The 16928-nt window shown below is 63.1% G+C and carries 15 protein-coding genes; 7 read left to right on the plus strand and 8 right to left on the minus strand.

What is annotated here, in order from left to right:
* Nucleotides 1–16 precede the first annotated feature (16 nt).
* Nucleotides 17–835, plus strand: a complete 819-nt coding sequence (locus BUC24_RS15610) for a DODA-type extradiol aromatic ring-opening family dioxygenase (protein ID WP_073218043.1) — start codon at nucleotides 17–19, stop codon at nucleotides 833–835.
* 99 nt (nucleotides 836–934) lie between these two features.
* On the opposite strand, the gene BUC24_RS15615 is transcribed toward BUC24_RS15610, so the two are convergent.
* The 5 genes from BUC24_RS15615 to BUC24_RS15635 all read right to left on the minus strand — a co-directional run bounded on the left by BUC24_RS15615 (nucleotide 935) and on the right by BUC24_RS15635 (nucleotide 5445).
* Nucleotides 935–1279: an SUI1 family translation initiation factor gene (locus BUC24_RS15615; protein WP_073218046.1), complete on the minus strand. Its 345-nt coding sequence runs from the start codon at nucleotides 1277–1279 to the stop codon at nucleotides 935–937.
* Between the two features lie 2 nt (nucleotides 1280–1281).
* On the minus strand, nucleotides 1282–2229 hold the full coding sequence (gene ylqF / locus BUC24_RS15620; RefSeq protein ID WP_073218049.1) for a ribosome biogenesis GTPase YlqF: 948 nt from the start codon (nucleotides 2227–2229) through the stop codon (nucleotides 1282–1284).
* Between the two features lie 43 nt (nucleotides 2230–2272).
* Nucleotides 2273–3487, minus strand: coding sequence for a hypothetical protein (locus BUC24_RS15625; protein WP_073218052.1), 1215 nt, complete (start codon nucleotides 3485–3487; stop codon nucleotides 2273–2275).
* Entirely contained in the window at nucleotides 3477–4364 is an 888-nt protein-coding gene (locus BUC24_RS15630) for a hypothetical protein (protein WP_218606510.1), read from the minus strand. Before BUC24_RS15630 ends, BUC24_RS15625 begins: the two co-directional genes overlap by 11 nt.
* A 148-nt stretch (nucleotides 4365–4512) precedes the next feature.
* Nucleotides 4513–5445, minus strand: a complete 933-nt coding sequence (locus BUC24_RS15635; RefSeq protein WP_073218059.1) for a histone deacetylase family protein — start codon at nucleotides 5443–5445, stop codon at nucleotides 4513–4515.
* A 170-nt stretch (nucleotides 5446–5615) separates the two neighbouring features.
* Here BUC24_RS15635 and BUC24_RS15640 point away from each other — a divergent pair, with 170 nt between their 5' ends.
* The 5 genes from BUC24_RS15640 to BUC24_RS15660 all read left to right on the plus strand — a co-directional run bounded on the left by BUC24_RS15640 (nucleotide 5616) and on the right by BUC24_RS15660 (nucleotide 11472).
* A complete protein-coding gene (locus BUC24_RS15640) occupies nucleotides 5616–6536 on the plus strand; it encodes an AAA family ATPase (RefSeq protein WP_073218061.1) in 921 nt (306 codons plus the stop codon).
* Nucleotides 6537–6546: 10 nt separating this feature from the next.
* On the plus strand, nucleotides 6547–7542 hold the full coding sequence (locus tag BUC24_RS15645) for a DUF58 domain-containing protein (RefSeq protein WP_073218065.1): 996 nt from the start codon (nucleotides 6547–6549) through the stop codon (nucleotides 7540–7542).
* Nucleotides 7539–9542 (plus strand): transglutaminase TgpA family protein, encoded by a 2004-nt coding sequence (locus BUC24_RS15650; RefSeq protein ID WP_229448236.1) that lies wholly within the window; start codon nucleotides 7539–7541, stop codon nucleotides 9540–9542. The genes BUC24_RS15645 and BUC24_RS15650 overlap by 4 nt, the downstream gene beginning before the upstream one ends.
* Nucleotides 9539–10678, plus strand: coding sequence for a lytic murein transglycosylase B (gene mltB, locus BUC24_RS15655; protein WP_073218068.1), 1140 nt, complete (start codon nucleotides 9539–9541; stop codon nucleotides 10676–10678). Before BUC24_RS15650 ends, mltB begins: the two co-directional genes overlap by 4 nt.
* Before the next feature lie 464 nt (nucleotides 10679–11142).
* Complete coding sequence (locus tag BUC24_RS15660; protein ID WP_073218070.1) at nucleotides 11143–11472, plus strand: hypothetical protein; 330 nt, start codon at nucleotides 11143–11145, stop codon at nucleotides 11470–11472.
* A 128-nt stretch (nucleotides 11473–11600) separates the two neighbouring features.
* On the opposite strand, the gene cysM is transcribed toward BUC24_RS15660, so the two are convergent.
* A complete protein-coding gene (gene cysM / locus BUC24_RS15665) occupies nucleotides 11601–12503 on the minus strand; it encodes a cysteine synthase CysM (protein ID WP_073218073.1) in 903 nt (300 codons plus the stop codon).
* Nucleotides 12504–12619: 116 nt separating this feature from the next.
* Between cysM and BUC24_RS15670 the strand changes: the two genes are divergently transcribed.
* Nucleotides 12620–14362: an FAD-dependent oxidoreductase gene (locus BUC24_RS15670; protein WP_083598941.1), complete on the plus strand. Its 1743-nt coding sequence runs from the start codon at nucleotides 12620–12622 to the stop codon at nucleotides 14360–14362.
* 649 nt (nucleotides 14363–15011) lie between these two features.
* Here BUC24_RS15670 and BUC24_RS15675 read toward each other — a convergent pair.
* Both BUC24_RS15675 and BUC24_RS15680 read right to left on the minus strand, forming a co-directional pair.
* Nucleotides 15012–16424, minus strand: coding sequence for a M20/M25/M40 family metallo-hydrolase (locus BUC24_RS15675; RefSeq protein ID WP_073218075.1), 1413 nt, complete (start codon nucleotides 16422–16424; stop codon nucleotides 15012–15014).
* A 128-nt stretch (nucleotides 16425–16552) separates the two neighbouring features.
* Nucleotides 16553–16900: a ComEA family DNA-binding protein gene (locus BUC24_RS15680; RefSeq protein ID WP_073218078.1), complete on the minus strand. Its 348-nt coding sequence runs from the start codon at nucleotides 16898–16900 to the stop codon at nucleotides 16553–16555.
* Between the last annotated feature and the right edge of the window lie 28 nt (nucleotides 16901–16928).

The raw sequence follows: 16928 nt of genomic DNA on the forward strand, positions 1-16928 counted from the left end.
CCCCAGGAGCACCGCCATGCACGCCCGACTTCCCACCTATTTTGTCTCGCATGGCGGCGGCCCCTGGCCCTTCATGAAAGAGCAATACGGCAGCACCTACGATGTGCTCGAAGCGGCGCTGGCCGACATGCCGCGCCAGATTGGCGGCAAGCCAAAGGCCGTACTGGTCATTACCGCACATTGGGAAGAAGCCGAGCCGACCCTGTCAGCCAGCGCCGCGCCGCCCATGCTGTACGACTACGGCGGCTTTCCACCCCATACCTATCAGGTGCAGTACAAGGCGCCGGGCGCTCCGGCGCTGGCGCAGCAGGCAGCCGATTTGCTGCGTGCGGCCGGCTTCGACGCCGGGCTCGATCCGGTACGCGGCTTCGATCATGGGACCTTCTCCATGCTGTATCCGGTGTTTCCGGATGCCTCGGTGCCGGTGGTGCAGATGTCACTGAAACACGGCTTCGATCCGGCGGCGCATCTGGCCATGGGACGGACGCTGGCGCCGCTGCGTAGCGAGGGTGTGCTGATTATCGGCAGCGGGCTGTCGTACCATAACCTGCGCCAGTTCGGACCGGGCGGGAACGTGGCCTCGCATGCGTTTGACGCGTGGCTGCAGTTTACTTTGCTCAGTCTGACACCGGCCGAGCGCAGTGCCGCCTTGCTGCACTGGGATGGCGCGCCGCATGCACGCATGGCGCATCCGCGCGAGGAGCATTTGATGCCGCTGATGGTGGCGCTGGGCGCGGCCGAGCAGGAGCAAGCGGCCTGCGTGTATCACGAAGATCTTTTTTTCGGGAGTCTGGCGGTGTCGAGTTTCCGGTTTGGGGAACCGGCTGAGGTGTAGTTACATCGTCCTCGCGAAGGCGGGGACCTATTCCACGCCCCCGAAGTCGTTTAGCACGCTATGGGTCCCCGCCTTCGCGAGGACGATGTTGGTTTTTCGTCACCCGCCCACGCGTTTTGGTTTCAGACCCTGCTTCTGCAACGCTTCCATCACCTTCTCGCAATGGTCGCCCTGCACTTCGATCACGCCGTCTTTTACCGTGCCGCCCGAGCCGCACGCTGCGCGCAGCTGCTTGCCCAGCACGGCCAGCGCCATCGCATCCATCGCCAGGCCAGTCACCAGGGTCACGCACTTGCCGCCCCGTCCTTTGGTCGAACGCGTCACCTTGACGTTGCCATCGCCCAGGGCTTGCCCTGCGGCCCTGGCCTTGCAGCTGCAGCGGTCCAGCGCATTGCGGCAATCCGGGCAAGTGCGCCCGGTTTCGGTCGAATACACCAGCGCCATGCTCAGCTCCCGCGTTTGCCGCGCGCGTAGTTGGCGGCCTTTTCAGCGGCAATGGCGGCGGCTTTTTCGGCCTTGGCCTTGGCTTCGGCCTCATGCTGCGCCAGCCGGATGGCGCGCGACTCGGGCGTCTCCAGGCTGATGCGGCCCAGCGTGCCGGTACGATAATCCTGCAGGAAGATATGCGAGGCTTTTTCGAAATCGAGGTCGCCGCCCTTCTGGCGGAAACCGCGCCGCGCGGCCACGCCTTCAACCACGGCAATGCCGTCCATACCTTCGGTCTTGAAACCATAGCGGGCAGTCAGAAGCTGCGGATAGCGCTCGAGCAGCGTCTCGGCCAGGAAGACCGCCACTTCTTCTTCGATCAGCGCATTCGAGCCGATGGCGTGGCTGGCAGCGAGCATCAGACCATCGCTGGCCAGCGCGATCTTGGGCCACAGCATGCCCGGTGTATCCACCAGAATGATGTTCTTGCCCAGGTATAGCTTCTGCTGCATCTTGGTCACGGCCGGCTCGTCGCCAACCTTGGCGACCTTCTTTTTCAGCAGCGCGTTCATCAGCGTCGATTTGCCAACGTTGGGAATCCCCATGATCATGATGCGCAGCGGCTTGGTCGGCACGCCGCGGTGCGGCGCCAGCGACTGGCACAGGTCGGGAATCTTCGCCACATCGGCCGGCTTTTTGGTGGTCATGGCGTAGGCGGTCACGCCTTCCTGGGCGTTGTAATACGCGCTCCAGGCGGCGGTGGCGGCAGGATCGGCCAGATCGACCTTGTTCAGGATTTTCAGGCAAGGACGCTGGCGGAACAGGCGCAGTTCTTCCACCATCGGGTTGCAGCTCGCCTCGGGCAGGCGCGCGTCCAGGACCTCGATCACCAGGTCGGTATTCTCCATCTGTTCGGCCGCCTTCTTCTTGGCGGCGTTCATGTGGCCCGGGTACCATTGTATCGACATGCAGTGCTTTCAAATTTCGCTCGTAAGCCGCTATTTTACGCGGCTACGGCAGGCAGGCGCTTTTTAGCACCGGCAGCGAGGGGTCGAACTCGCTCATGGCCCGGCGCGCCAGGCTGATATCCCTGGCAAATTCGTCCAGATGGCGGGTGCGCTCTTCGCTTTGCCATTCCGCGTCCGAAAAATCGCCTGCCAGGTGCTTGGAACCGGTGAGCACCTTGCCTTCCAGGCGCGGCATGAGGGCCCGGTCCGGGTCCACGTTTTCCTTGAGCAGAAAGCCGTCCACATCGCGCAAGGTCAGCGGCAGCGCCGGTTTGGCATCGCGCAGCAGCTTGCCGAACACGGTCAGCTTGATCTCGTTCGGCCCGGCCGGCAGTACTTCGTTGAAGGACGCCAGCGCGAACGGCTTGCCGCTGGCATCATCCACCCGTCCGCTCACAAGATAGCGCCCGACCGTGCGAATGTCGGCCTTGAGGTAGTACACCAGGGAGCCGTCCTCCAGGCCTTCGCGCGGTGCGCCGCTCCATACCGCGGGCAGTTCGGGCGTGTAAATCACGTCAAACAGCACGAAGCCGGCCTTGCCGTTGACCGTGAAATGCACTTCGGTGCGGATGGTGCCGTTAAAGCTGGCCAGCCCGGTCATCGCCGGCGCCAGAATGCCGCCAAAGGCGCCGTCGCCACTGACCGCATCGGCGCCGCTGCCGTCGTCGGCAAAGGCCAGCGCCACCTGGGTGGTGGCGCGCTGCCCTTGTCCAGTCATACCGGCAGCGACGGCACGCGTGATCACCATGGGCAGCTGCGCCCCCTTGGTATCGACCGCGCGCACGGAAAAGGCAACCCGCTCGCCCGAGGCCATGTACACGCGCGATTGTGAGCTCTGGATCTGCACCGAAGGATCCGTGTTTCGGCCGCCGGTGCGCATCGGATTGGCCTCGGTGACCGGCGCGTTGGGGTACACCTGGTCGGGGTTTTCGGCCAGCGGGCGCGAGGTATGGGGGTAGCGGGTGCTGGCCGCGTAATCACAATAAGTGCGGTCGACCAGTTCAAAATTCTGCTTGAGTTCCTGCAGCCGCGTCGCACGTGCGGCGCTCGACAGGGGCGCCTCTTGTCCGGTCTGCGCCAACAAGCGTGGCGCCGTCGCGGGCACGAGCGGCGCCGCGGCCTGCACGGCGCCTGGCTCGCCCGGTCCGGCGCCGAACCAGAGGCCTGCCGCCACCAGCGCCATCACGGCGCCGGCAGCCCACCAGCCTTTAGAGGGCACTGCTCACCATCGCATTGCGCACCACGCCGACAATGCCTTGCCAGTTGCCTGCTGCGTAGTGGTTGTAGGCTTCTGCGTCATCGCGGAACACCACCGAGTGGTAGCCCCACTTGGCCGAGCCGCCTTCGTTGGCCGCCGTGCCCATGGTCAGATCGTTGCAGAACCAGTCCGATGGGTTGCAGTAGGAACCGCCCGAGCTGCCTGCCACGCCGCCCGTGCTATGGTAGGCCACCACTTCGTCGTCCTGGCCGGGCAGGATGCCGGAATACGCGGTGCCCTTGGCACCGGCATACATGTAGAACCACACGCTGCGTGTGCTGCTATGGTTGTACATGGCGCGCGCGGTGGAGGTCTTGAGGTCCTTCACGAGCGGCTCGGACAGGGCCCAGGAGCCAGCATCGGCCAGCTCGGTGCCGCCGGCCGCGCCAGAGGCGGTGCGCACCCATTTGATGTTCCAGCCGGTTTGGGCGGTGCCGTCGGAATTGCTGCACACGCCGCCGCTGCCAGCGACCGCATTCTTTTTCATGCGGCTCGAGCCGCCGTAATTGGCCAGGGTGTAGCCGAGCATCAGATCGCCGGCACTGTGGGTGGCGACGTAGCACCAGTTGGTGCCGGTGCAAAAGCAGTCCAGCGCATTGCGAATCTTGTCGTTCTGACTGGCGATGCTGTTGTAGCCGTCCCAGTTCACTGCTTTTTTATTGACGCCGCCCGCGGTGGACGCCGGCCCCCAGTAGCTGAAGCTGCCGTAGTCGCCAACCACGCCGCCGCCAGTACGGCCGTTGATCCACAAGGTGTAGTTGGCCGCACTGGCGATACTGCTGGCGGCGGACAGGGAAACCAGGCAAAGCGTGACGAACATGCGCATGAATCTACTCATTTATTCCTCCTTGTGGGTACAGCGGCGGGAAAAAAATAGTACGACCGTGCTAACGGTTAACAATGAATCTACCGTTGCCCTATATGCATGTCAATTGCGCATTGTGAAAAAATAGAGTTTGTATACTAATTGCTACATTTCGTGAGAATTAGTCGATTTCGGCGAGCGCCTTGAGGTGGGCCACGACGCTGCGGCCCAGTGCGGAGAGGTTGTAGCCGCCTTCCAGGCAGCTGACGATGCGGCCCTGTGCATGGGTGCGGGCAACAGACATTATTTGTTTCGTGATCCAGGCGTAGTCGTCCTCCACCAGGCCCATGCCGCCGATGTCATCGTCGCGATGGGCGTCAAAGCCTGCTGAAATGAAGATCATTTGCGGCGCGAACGCATCCAGCGCCGGCAGCCAGTGTTCTTCGATCAGGGCGCGCACCACGTCGCCCTTGCTGCGCGCCGGCACCGGCACATTGACCATGGTGGCCGTGCGCGGTTCCGGTTCGGTGTAAGGATAGAAGGGGTGCTGGTAAAAACTGGCCATCAGCACACGCGGATCGTCGCGGAAGGCGTCGGCTGTGCCGTTGCCGTGATGGACGTCGAAATCGATGATGGCAACCCGCGCCAGGCCATGGCTGTCAAGCGCGTGGCGGGCCGCGATCGCGACATTGTTAAACAGGCAGAATCCCATCGGTTCGCTGGGGCGCGCGTGATGGCCAGGCGGGCGGATGGCGCAAAAGGCGTTGGCGATACTGCCGGCAATGACGGCATCGGTCGCGGCCAGCGCCGCACCGGCCGCGCGCAAGGCCGCCTGGTAGCTGTGCGCGCACAGCAAGGTGTCGCCATCGAGCGGGTAATGATCGCCTTCGGTCTTGGGCGTATTGTCACGCACCAGGGCCAGCGCTTCCTCGGTATGGTTGCGCAGGATGGCAGGCAGCTCGGCCAGCGGCGCCTCGCGCCGCTCCAGCAGGCCGTCCATACGCGCCAGGATCAGTTGGTCTTCGATCGCTTGCAGGCGGGCGGGCGATTCGGGATGCCACTCGCCCATGTCGTGCCGGCGGCAATCAGGATGGGTAAATATTGCTGTATTCATGCTTGGATTTCTGTCGCACCGTCATCAATGTTGCACCGGATGCGCCGTTCTCGCATAGAATCTTTGAACGTGTCGTGATGACGGGTAAGTGGTGTGCCGATAGCGTTAATCTACCACGCCTGCGCACCGACAGCGGCCGTTTCCCCTTTATCGAGAAAACCGAGAGATCCATGTTCAAGAAATTGCATGCAGTAGCGCACCAGGTAGGCCAGATCGTCGTAGGCAAGGATGTCCAGGTGCGCCAGGCCCTGACCTGCCTGCTTGCCGGCGGCCACTTGCTGGTGGAAGACGTTCCCGGTGTGGGCAAGACCACGCTGGCGCATGCGCTTGCCATTTCGCTTGGTCTGCAGTTCAACCGGGTGCAATTTACCAGCGACCTGCTGCCCGCCGACGTGGCCGGGATCTCGATCTACGAGCGCGAAAAAAATGGTTTCGTGTTCCATCCTGGTCCGATTTTTACCCAGGTACTGCTGGCCGACGAGATCAACCGCGCCACGCCCAAGACCCAGTCCGGCCTGCTTGAAGCGATGGAAGAGCGCCAGGTTACCGCCGACGGTGTCACGCGCGCCCTGCCGGAACCGTTTTTCGTGATTGCGACCCAGAATCCGCTGCACCAGGTGGGCACGTTCGCGCTGCCCGAGTCGCAGCTGGACCGCTTTTTGATGTGCCTGTCGCTGGGCTACCCGGACGCGGCTGCTGAACGCGCCCTGCTGATGGGTGAAGACCGGCGCAGCATGCTCAAGTCGCTGCCGGCTGCCATGCAGCCGGAAGAATTGTCGGCGGCGCAAAAGGCGCTGCGCCAGATCCATACCTCATCGGCGCTGATCGATTATGTGCAGGCGCTGGCGCATGCCTCGCGCCACAATGGCCTGTTTGCCGAAGGCTTGTCGCCGCGCGCTTCCATCGCCCTGCTGCAAGCGGCGCGCGCCTGGGCCGCACTGGAAGGGCGCGACCACGTGGTGCCGGAAGACGTGCAAGCCGTGCTGGTACCGGTCTGCGCGCACCGCCTGCGCGCGCTCAAGTCGGCCAATGGCACGGCGCTTGCCAGCCGTGACCTGGTGCTGCAGTTGCAGAAATCGGTGCCGCTGTAAAGCTGCCGCGATGTTTGCTGCCATCAAAAAGGCCATCCGGCGCCGTGCCGACAAGTGGCTGTTCCAGCTGCGCGACGCCGAACCGGGCGAGGTGTTTCTCAATTCGCGCCGGGTCTTCATCGTGCCGACCGGCGCCGGTATCGGCTTTGCCGGTCTGCTGGTGATCCTGCTGATCGCCTCCACCAACTACAACCTGGGGCTGGGCTTCGTGCTGACCTTTGCCGTGGGCACCTGCGCCGTGGTGGACATGCATCTGACCCATCGCAACCTGGTCAAGCTGCGTTTGCTGGCCGGACGCGCGCATCCTGTCTTTGCCGGTGAAGATGCCCAGTTCGAGCTGACCCTGATCAACCGCACCAAGGTCAATCGCTACGCCTTGTGGGTTGATTTTCTGCAGGCAGGGGAACCGCGCTATGCGGCCGACGTCATGGCCGGTTCGACCACGGCACTGACGCTGTCCACGCCAAGCAGCACGCGCGGCTGGCTGCGGGCGCCCCGGGTGCGCATCCGGACCCGTTTTCCGCTTGGGCTGTTCAACGGCTGGAGCTACTGGCAGCCGGATGCGCGCGTGCTGGTCTACCCTTTCCCCGAAGATGGCGCGCCGCCCTTGCCAATGACCGGTGCAGCGAGCGAAGATGGGCATGGCCACGCCGGCCATGATGACTTTGCCGGCATTCGCAGCTATCAGCCCGGCGACGCCTTGCGTCATCTGGCGTGGCGTCAGATTGCGCGCCTGGACCCGTCGCTCGGCGGCGCGCTCGCGACCAAGCATTTCGAAGGTGGGGCGATCGAGGAGCTGGTGCTGGACTTCGATGCCATGCCTGCCTCGCTGCACCTGGAATTGCGCTTGTCGCGCATGGCGCGCTGGGTGCTGGACGCCGAACAGCGCGCCCTGCCCTACGCATTTCGCATGAACGGGCGCGAATTTGCGCCTTCGGCGGGGGCGGCGCACCAGGCAGCCTGCCTGCGTGCCCTGGCGCTGCACGGCATCAAGGAGCAGCCATGACTGCGGCCCTGAGTCTGCGCGAGCGCATGACGCGCCTGACGCTGCAGCTATCGCGCGACAAGTCCGACACCCTGCTGCTGATTGGCGCGGCCCTGCTGGTGCTGGCGCCGCACGCTGACCATCTGCCGCTGTGGGTGACCCTGGTTTGCGCCACCACGCTCGGATGGCGCGCCCTGATCACCTTCCGCGGCACCCGGCTGCCGCCCTCCTGGCTGCTGCTGCCGCTGGCAACAATCAGCATGGGCGGCATTTATCTGACCTACAAGACCCTGCTCGGGCGTGACGCCGGCGTTGCCATGGCGGTGCTGCTGGTGGCCTTCAAGATGCTGGAGATGAAGGCGCGGCGTGACCTGTTCGTGGTGATCTTCCTGGCCTTCTTCCTGTTGCTGACCAATTTCTTCTATTCGCAAAGTATTGGCACCGGCATCATGATGGTGGCTGCCATCATCGTCCTGCTCACGGCGCAATTGTCATTCCAGTACACCGGGATCGTGCCACCGCTGGGAAAACGGCTGCGCCTGGGCGCGACCATCCTGGCAGTGGCCACGCCAATCGCCCTGGCCCTGTTCTTCCTGTTCCCCCGGGTACAGGGGCCGTTATGGGGCATGCCGGGCGACGCCATGGCCGGCCGTACGGGATTGTCGAACAAAATGGCGCCGGGTAGCATCTCGGATCTGGTGGAGTCGACCGAAATCGTATTTCGGGTGCGCTTTGACGGCGCTCCGCCAGCGCAGGAACAGCTGTACTGGCGCGGCATTGTGTTCGACGAATTCGACGGCCGCACCTGGTCGCCGTCGGATCAGGCCTGGCGCCGGCGCGAAGCGCGCCTGGTCAGGGCGCCGGGACGCCAGGTGCGTTATCAGGTCACGCTAGAGCCGCAGAACGAACGCTGGCTGTTTGCGCTGGACATGGTGGGGTATCCGCCAGCGCTGTTCGATATTCCGGTCGATATGAGCGAAGAGCGCGAGCTGCGCGCGCGCAGCCCGCTGGTGCAGCGGGAACGGTACAGCGCGCGCTCCGATCTGGGCTACCAGCTCGAAGGGGGGCCGTCGCTGGTCAACAGCGAACGCTGGCTGGCACTGCCGCGCGGCTTCAACCCGCGTGCCATGCAGGCCGGCCTGGACCTGCAAAAAGAGAGCGACCCGGCGCAGCGCGTGCGCAAAGTGCTGGCCATGTTCCGCAGTGAGCCGTTTTCCTATACCCTGGCGCCGGCGCCGCTGGGGGCCAATTCCGTCGACGATTTTCTGTACCAGACGCGCGAAGGCTTTTGCGAACATTATGCGAGCGCCTTCGTGTACCTGATGCGCGCGGCGGACGTGCCAGCGCGCGTGGTCACCGGCTACCAGGGTGGCGAAATGAACCCGGTTGACGGCTTCATGGAAGTGCGCCAGTCCGACGCCCACGCGTGGGCCGAAGTCTGGCTCGGTGAGCGCGGCTGGGTGCGCACCGATCCCACTGCGGCGGTGGCGCCGGAACGGATACAGCGCAGCCGCGCCCGCGTTTCAGCCAATAATCCGACCCTCGACAACCTGCTGGGCATCGAGGCGGACCGCAACTCCTTGCTGGCACAACTGCGCTATCGGATGGCGGCGCTGAACAATAACTGGAATCAGTGGGTACTGAACTACAGCCCGGAACGCCGCCGCAACCTGCTGGCATCGCTGGAAGAGACCTTTGGCAACTGGCCAGCGCTGGCCGGTCTGGCTCTCGCCTGTTGTCTGATTGTCGTGGCGCGCGCACGACGCGCCCGCCGCCAGAGCGACCCGGTCGATGCGCTATACTCGGCGCTGTGCGAGTCGATGCGGCGCCTGGGCATGCCGCGCGCTGCCGATGAAGGACCGAATGCCTGGGCCATGCGCGTGAGCGGCAGCGCCCTCGCCCCAGAGAAGAAAGCCGCCGTACTGCAGTTTCTGGCACTGTACAGCGCCCACAAGTACGGCCCCCAAGCCGCCGCCGACAGCGCGGCCACCCTGAAAAAATTATTAGCCAAGTCCCAATGAAATTACTGACTTCCCTTACGCTGCTGTGCGCCTTGTGCGCTGCCGGCGTGGCCGCTGCCGCACCTGCCAAACCCGCCCGGCACGGCGCAAGCAAGGCGACGCCCAAAAAGCCCGCGCCGGTCAAACGCCCGACCATCGACTACGCCGGCGAGCAGGTCAACTTCCTGGAATGGCAGGCGGTACGCGCCTTCATCGACGACGTCGCATTGCGCCAGGGCTTCCCGCGCGAGGAACTGGAAGCCCTGTTCCGCCAGATTCGCTATGTCGACTCGGCGGTCCAGCTGGTCAAGCCGCCGCCGGTAGGCAAGCCAAAAAACATGAATGCAGTGCGCGCGCTGATGATCGAACCGGTGCGCATCAACGCCGGCATCCGCTTCTGGAACGAGCATGCCGAAACACTGGCGCGGGCCGAAAAGGAGTTCGGGGTGCCTGCCGAGATCATTGTCGGCATTCTGGGTGTGGAAACGGTGTATGGCCGCAATACGGGACGCTTCCGCGTGCTCGATGTCCTGACCACACTCGCCTTTGCTTACCCCGAAGCGCCGAACCAGGCGGCGCGCATGGCCTTCTTCCGTGGCGAACTGGAAAACACGCTGCTGCTGGCGCGCAAAAATGCGCTCGATCCCTTCACCTTGCTGGGCTCCTTCGCGGGCGCCATCGGCATGCCGCAATTCATGCCGGGCAGCGTACTGGCCTACGGTGTCGACTACGACAACGATGGCAATCTGGACCTGCGCAATTCAGCGGTCGATGCGATCGGCAGCATTGCCCATTTCCTGCAGCAGCACGGTTGGCAAGCGAACCAGACCGGCCCGTTGGTGTACCTGGCCCACGTGGCGCCCGAACGCGAATGGGAACGCTTTGTCGGTCAAGGGCTGGCGGCCAAATTCACGCTGCAGGAAATCACAGCGGCGGGGGTGGCGAGCGCAAACCGGCCGCCGCCAGAGCGCTTATATAGCCTGATCGATCTGCAAAATGGCGCGGATGCAACAGAATATTGGCTGGCGTCGGATAATTTTTTCGCTATCACTCAGTACAATCGCAGTTACTTTTACGCCATGTCGGTGATCGAAGTGGGTCGGGCCGTGAAGCACAACCGCGACGCCGCGGCTGTTATTCCACGAGAAACTTTGTAATAGAATGTAACGTTCCGAGCAACAAAATGGCTGAAACTGCATTCTGTGCCCGTTGCAACATCCGCCTGTTGTCGCGCATTACAGTGGCGGTTCCCCTATGAAACTTTCCGAATTGCCGTGATAGCAAACCAGTCAATTTCTGCGGAGCCAATACTGTTCGGTATTGTGCGGCGGGAATGACTGGTTTCCTCTACACTTTAACTTTCTGAAAAAACAATTAATTTCTCAGTGGTTTTGTGAGAGAATTGCACTGCGGCCATGTTGCGGTTAGACAACATGATTGCAACCTTTTTATAATCTTCTATTGCTTATAGGTACTAGAAATGAAAAAGCGTTGTACAATTGTGTATATTTTTTAAAAAGTGTTCCTCGGATTAAATTTCGCCGCCGTAATGCGACAGTTGTAGCTACCGCGAAGTCCGTGTATCGACCAAGCACAACTCACAATAGGAAGTAACGACATCATGACAAACCAAGTTGGCATTGATATGAACAGCGATTCGGATTCCGATGATCTGCTGCAATACAACCCGAACCGCCTGCTGGATACGCTCATCGAGAACTTGCGTCTGAAAAATGATGCAGCACTCTCGCGTGCGCTCGAAGTGGCCCCACCAGTGATCTCCAAGATTCGCCACCACCGTCTGCCAGTTGGCGCCTCGCTGCTGATTCGCATGCACGAAGTGAGCGATCTGTCGATCCGCGATCTGCGCTACTTGATGGGCGATCGCCGCAACAAGTTCCGCATCAGCGACAAGCAGTTCAAGCCAAAAGAAGGCGAACCACAGTCCTGATGTCTGGCCGTCCTTGCGGGCGGCTGAACGGACTGCTGGAAGAACAAAGCGCACTGCGCCAAATGGATGCGTCTACCGGGACGCGTCATTTGGCGCAGTGCGCTTTTTTTGTCGCCGCGCGATGCAGATCAGGCCGGGAAGACGCCCGTCGATAAATAGCGGTCGCCGCGGTCGCACACGACAAACACAATGGTCGCGTTTTCCACTGTCTGCGAGATGCGCAGTGCGATCTCGCAGGCCCCTGCTGCGGAAATGCCGCAGAAGATGCCCTCCTCTGCCGCCAGCCGGCGCGCCATCTGCTCGGCTGCGGCCTGGCTCACGCTTTCAATCTGGTCCACGCGTGCCTTGTCATAGATGCGCGGCAGATAGGCTTCCGGCCACTTGCGAATGCCGGGAATCTGCGAGCCTTCTTCCGGCTGCGCGCCAATGATTTGAATGGCCTCGTTCTGCTCTTTCAGGTATTGCGACACGCCCATGATGGTGCCGGTGGTACCCATGGCGCTGACAAAATGGGTGATGCTGCCCGCCGTGTCGCGCCAGATTTCCGGACCCGTGGTTTCGTAGTGGGCGCGCGGATTATCGGCATTGCCGAACTGGTCGAGGATGATGCCCTTGCCGTCGCGCTGCATCTGCTCGGCCATGTCGCGCGCATATTCCATCCCGCCCGTTTTGGGCGTGAGGATGATCTGGGCACCGTAGGCAGCCATGCTCTGACGCCGCTCAATGGACAGATACTCGGGCATGAGCAACAGCATCTTGTAGCCGCGAATCGCCGCTGCCATGGCCAGCGCGATGCCGGTATTGCCACTGGTTGCTTCAATCAGGGTGTCGCCCGGCTTGATCTGGCCGCGTTCTTCGGCGCGCCTGAGCATGGACATGGCCGCGCGGTCCTTGACGGAGCCGGCCGGATTGTCCCCTTCCATCTTGCCCAAGATAATATTGTTGCGGGCAGCCGCATCGGCGCCCGGCAGGCGCACCAGCTGCACCAGGGGAGTATTGCCGATTGTGTCTTCGATGGTCTTATAGCGCATGGGAACTCTTTTGCGGGATAAACAAAGTCCCATTTTAATCCACCCGCGGCGGCCGCGTGTGAGCCGCTCCAGCTAGCTGATAGACTGAGCGCAACCCACCAACGGAGTTGCCGCCCATGAACCCACTGACTGCCCCGGAATTCGAACACGACACCACGATCGCGGAGCGTTTTCACAGTTCCATGAGCAAGATGGAATCGCGCAAGCATCAAATGTTTCCCACCCTGAGTGACAGCGAAGTGGCCCGCCTGATGCGCTTTGGCCAGGTACGCACCTGGCACGACGGCGAGACCGTGTTTGCTGCCGGTGGCGCCAATCCGGGCATGCTGTTGCTGTTGCAGGGTAGATTGCGCATTACCCAGTGCGATGGGATGGGCAACAACAATACGATTGTCGAGCACGGCCCTGGCGAATTTACCGCCGAGGTGGGACAGCTGTCGGGCACGCCCGCCCTGGCCAGCGCGTACGCCGTGGGCGCCGTGCAGGCGCTGCTGATCCCAACCGAATCCATGCGCGCCCTGGTGGTGGCCGAAGCCGAGCTGGGCGAGCGCATCATGCGTGCCTTGATTTTACGCCGGGTGGGTCTAATCGAAGCGGCCACCAGCGCGCCGGTGCTGGTGGGCCCGCCCGGCAGCGCCGGCCTGTTCGGTTTGCAGAGTTTTTTGTCAGCCAATGGCCATCCGCACATGGTGCTGGATCCCGCCACCAGCGCCAACGCGCGCGCCCTGCTCGCAACGTACGCGCCGGCGCCGGCTGAACTGCCACTGGTGGTGTGCCCGGACGGGAGCGTCAAGAAGAACCCCAGCATTGCCGAACTGGGCCGCTGCCTGGGCTTGCTGCCCGAACTGGACCCGGACAAGATCTATGACGTGATTGTGGTCGGGGCAGGCCCTTCCGGCCTCGCCACGGCCGTGTACGCCGCCTCGGAAGGCCTGTCGGTGCTGGTGGTGGAAAACCGCGCCTTTGGCGGCCAGGCCGGCGCCAGCGCGCGGATCGAGAACTACCTTGGTTTTCCGACCGGGATCTCGGGACGGGCCCTGGCTGGCCGCGCCTTCGTGCAGTCGCAAAAATTTGGCGCCGAAGTGGCCATTCCGGCCTGCGCCGACCAGCTGCTGTGCGACCAGTATCCGCTGCGGCTGAAAATGAGCGGCGATGTGCGGGTGCAGGCGCGTGCCGTGGTCTTGGCATGCGGCGCGCGCTATCGCAAACCGGTGCTGGAAAACCTGGAGCGCTACGAAGGCTGCGGCGTGTACTACTGGGCCTCGCCACTGGAGGCAAAGCGCTGCACGCAAGAGGAGGTGGTGCTGGTCGGTGGCGGAAATTCGGCTGGCCAGGCAGCCGTGTTCCTGTCCGCGCATGCCAAGCGCGTGCACATGCTCATTCGCGGCCCAGGGCTGGCGGCCAGCATGTCGAGCTACCTGATCGAGCGCATCGCGGCCACGCCGAATATCGAACTGCACACCCATACTGCGCTGACGGCGCTGGAGGGGGACGACCACTGCTTGAACGGGGTGCGCTGGCAGCGCAAGGGCGAGGCGGAAGTGAGCAAGGCGGTACGCAGCGTGTTTCTGTTCGTTGGCGCCGATCCCAATTCGGGCTGGCTAGCCGATTGCGGCGTACAGGTGGACCAGCAAGGCTTCATCATGACCGGGACCGATGTGATGATGGCGCGCTGCCGTGTGACTGGGCACATGCTCAATCCCGATGGCTCGCTGCATGGGCACTTGGAGACGACGGTGCCGGGCGTGTTTGCGATTGGCGATGTGCGGGCGGGGTCGACCAAGCGCGTGGCCGCAGCCGTGGGTGAAGGTGCGGCGGTGGTGGCGCAATTGCACGCGTATCTGGCGGTGCCGCGCTGATCTACATCGCCCTCGCGAAGGCGGGGGGCCATTCCATGTTTACGAATTCGGTGAAGTGGTATGGGCCCCCGCCTTCGCGAGGGCGATGTTGTTTTGCGCAGCGGGGTCGGATAGTTTGCAACGCTGACGTTGCAGCGCGGCGGTGGTGGCGCAATTGCACGCGTATCTGGCGGTGCCGCGCTGAGTTCAAACACATCGCCCTCGCGAAGGCGGGGGGCCATTCCATGTTTCCGAATTCGGTGAAGTGGTATGGGCTCCCGCCTTCGCGAGGGCGATGTTGTTTTGCGCAGCGGGGTCGGATAGTTTGCAACGCTGACGTTGCAGCGCGGCGGTGGTGGCGCAATTGCATGCGTATCTGGCAGTGCCGCGCTGATCTACATCGCCCTCGCGAAGGCGGGGGGCCATTCCATGTTTCCGAATTCGGTGAAGTGGTATGGGCCCCCGCCTTCGCGAGGGCGATGTTGTTTTGCGCAGCGGGGTCGGATAGTTTGCAACGCTGACGTTGCAGCGCGGCGGTGGTGGCGCAATTGCATGCGTATCTGGCTGTGCCGCGCTGATCTACATCGCCCTCGCGAAGGCGGGGGCCCATTCCACCTAACCGAATTCGGGACAATGGTATGGCCCCCCGCCTGCGCGAGGGCGATGTGGGTTAGCGCAGCGGGGTGGGATAGGTCGCGACGCTGACGTTGCCGTCCTTGTCGATCGCCTGCACGCCAAAGAAGTAGTTATCCTTGGACAGCTTGACCGTCGCTTCAGTCACATTGCCTACATCCTTGTAGCCCTCCCATTGCGCTGCCGTGGTATCACGCCACACAATCCGGTAGCCTGCCACATCGGGTTCCGCATTGGCCTTCCAGACCAGCGAGGAATCGTTCTCCAGCTTGGCCGTGCGCATCTGCACCTGCTGCGGCGCGGCGGGCGCCAGCGCCAGGCTGGCCAGCGCCGCCGCGTTCACGCGCGCCACCTTGGCGATGTAGTTGTAGTCGTTGTATTCGGGCAGATCGCCGTACTGCTTGCCGTCTTCCTTGCGCAGGTTCTGGTGCTGGTGCGAGAAGTCTTCGTTCGGCTCGGTGAACCGCAGCGCGGCAAAGCCCCGCTCCAGGAATGGCATATGGTCGCCGCCGCGCAGGTAACGGTCACGCCGCTGAATCACGCTGACTTTAAAGCCCGGCACATAGCGCTCACCCACCTGCTTGACATGGCGCGCCAGCTGGCGCGAAATCGAATCGTTTTCACCACCGGTGGCCAGCAGCGCGCGGTTGACCTCATTGAGCTCCTTGGTGGCGGGGATGCTTTCGGAGAACAGGCGTACCTGCTTGTCGTCGATGCGGCCATCGTCGGCGCGCGAGCTGCCGATGATATCGTTGGTGAACATGCCGGCGATATTCAGATTTTTCAGCCTGGCCTGTTCGGCCCAGTGGGCCGCGCCCAGCAAGCCCTGCTCCTCTGCCGCCACGGTCATGAAGACGATGGTGGCGTCGAACTGATGGCGCGCCATCACGCAGGCCATTTCCATCACGGCGGCAGTGCCGGAGGCGTCATCGTTGGCGCCGGGCGCGTCGCCGCTGGCGTCCATGATGTCGGTATTGCGCGAGTCGTAGTGGCCGCTGACGACGTACATGCGCTCGCGCGAGGCCTCCTGCGTGCCGGGCAGCGTAGCGACCACGTTGACGATTTCGGTAGGCCGCGAAATGCGCGCCGAGACGGGCGCCACGTGGCTGTCGAACGCGACCTCGAGGCGGCCGCCGGCAGCGGCGCCGCAGCGTTCCAGCTCACTTTTGATCCAGCGCCGCGCCGCGCCAATGCCGACCGTGTCCGAGATGGTGTCGGACATGGTGTGGCGCGTCTTGAAGGCCACCAGTTTTCGAATCGTCGCTTCAATGCGCTGGGGCGAAATGTCGGCCACGATCTTGTCGATCTGCACTTGATGACGTTCGGTGGGATCCTTGGGTGCCGGCTTGGTCGACGCAGGCGATGGCGGCTTGGTGGTGGCGACGGCGTCGCCCAGCGACAATGCGAGCACGCCGGCAACGGCGAGAGCGGAGAGAGGAAGTGATTTCATGCGGCGCCTTTCCCGAAAATGGAGCCGCTAGTGTCGCACAGCCGACCGGCGTGTTGATGTCCTTACATGCAAAAAAAGTTGGGCCTTCAACGCGCAAAAAAGCCCGCAGGCGCGGGCTTGTGCAATGCTTACATATTGGCCGGAGCGGCCTTGCCTTCCGCCGCCTTGGCCTTGACCGGCGCAGCGGGCTTGGCCATGGGTGCGTTATTCGCGCTCTTGCCGGCCACTACCAGACCAGCTGACGACAGCTTGGCCGCGCGCTTGTCGCCCACGCCCTTGACGCGTTTCTGGAAGTCAGCCCAGTCCTTGAATTCGCCTTTGGCCCGTTCGTCCAGGATTTGCTTGGACATTGCCGGGCCCACACCCTTGACGCTGTCGAGCGCGGCCGCATCGGCCTTGTTGACGTCGACCTGGGCCAGCGCCAGGCTCATGGTGGCAATCAGCGCGGCAACTGCAAGCATCAGTTTATTGATCATGTCGGTGTTCTCCAAATGGTTAGCACTA

Source organism: Massilia sp. CF038 (genome assembly GCF_900129765.1).
Classification (GTDB): Bacteria; Pseudomonadota; Gammaproteobacteria; order Burkholderiales; family Burkholderiaceae_D; genus Telluria_A.